Origin of the sequence: Sphingomonas sp. CCH9-E2 (assembly GCF_001557215.1) — a bacterium.
Taxonomy (GTDB): domain Bacteria; phylum Pseudomonadota; class Alphaproteobacteria; order Sphingomonadales; family Sphingomonadaceae; genus Sphingomonas.
On record NZ_LSJM01000358.1, the window covers coordinates 1 to 1037 of the forward strand.

Genomic DNA, 1037 nt, shown 5'->3' on the forward strand with positions numbered 1-1037 from the left:
CCACCCCCGACCCCTCCCTTTCAGGGAGGGGAGATGCGGTGGAGACTCATCCCGCCCCGCCGCTGGAAAGATCCTGATAGAACATCAGCGCATTGCCATCGGGGTCGTAGAAGGTGAGCAGGCGCACCATGCCCGGGATTTCGTTGATCGGGCCGTCCTGGCGCACGCCCGCAGCATCCAGTACCGTCTTGGCCGCGTCGAGATCGGTGACGCCGAAGGTCAGCGTCGCGCCGCCGGGGCCACCCGCGCTCTCAACCTGCGACAGGCCGATGCTGACGCGCGCGACGGCTGAGCGCAGCTCGCACCATGCGATCTCGTCCATCCGGTACATCAGCGCCATGCCGAGCACGGTTTCGTACCACGCGATCGACCGATCCAGATTGGTGACGCTGAGCGCGCAGGTCAGGCCGCCGTCATAGGAAATGGTGGTGCCGCTTGCCTCAACGGTTGCTTCGCTTGCCATATCGTCCTCCCGACTCTATGGTTCCATTTGTATAGTAGATTGTGATTTGGTCAAGCGCGTGGATGATCCGGTTCTGACAAATGCGGTGCTGCAGCGGCTGGCGGCGGGGCGGTGGACGATCCCCGTGCTGGCGCTGCTCAGCCGCGAACAGGGATCGCGCTTTGCGGTGATCGAGCGGCGCTTCAGCCTGTCGCGCAACAGCCTGACGCGGACGCTGGCGTATCTGCGCGAGCAGGGCTGGGTGATGCCCAATCCCGGCCATGGCCACCCGCTGCGCCCCGAATATGTGCTGACGGATAGCGGCCGCGCGATCGGCGCGGCGTGCGAGCGGATCGACGATGTGCGCGTGCGGCTGGGGCTGGAGGCGCCCGATCTGTCGCGCTGGACGCTGCCGGTGGCGGGCGGACTGGGTGAGGACTGGACCCGCTTCAACGCGCTCCAGTCGCGACTGGCACCTGTGACGCCGCGCGCACTGTCGCTGACGCTGCAGGCGATGATGGGGCAGGATCTGGTGAAGCGACGGCTGGAGGATCGGTTTCCGCCGGTGGCGCTCTATGGGCTGACGGGGCGGGGG

General features: G+C 66.8%; 2 protein-coding genes. One reads left to right on the plus strand and one right to left on the minus strand.

The annotated features are described in order from the left end of the window. Positions 1 to 46: 46 nt before the first annotated feature. Positions 47 to 463, minus strand: coding sequence for a VOC family protein (locus AX681_RS16795; protein ID WP_066661613.1), 417 nt, complete (start codon positions 461 to 463; stop codon positions 47 to 49). Between the two features lie 58 nt (positions 464 to 521). Between AX681_RS16795 and AX681_RS16800 the strand changes: the two genes are divergently transcribed. Then, on the plus strand, positions 522 to 1037 hold a 516-nt coding region (locus tag AX681_RS16800; RefSeq protein WP_197424310.1), incomplete at its 3' end, for a winged helix-turn-helix transcriptional regulator.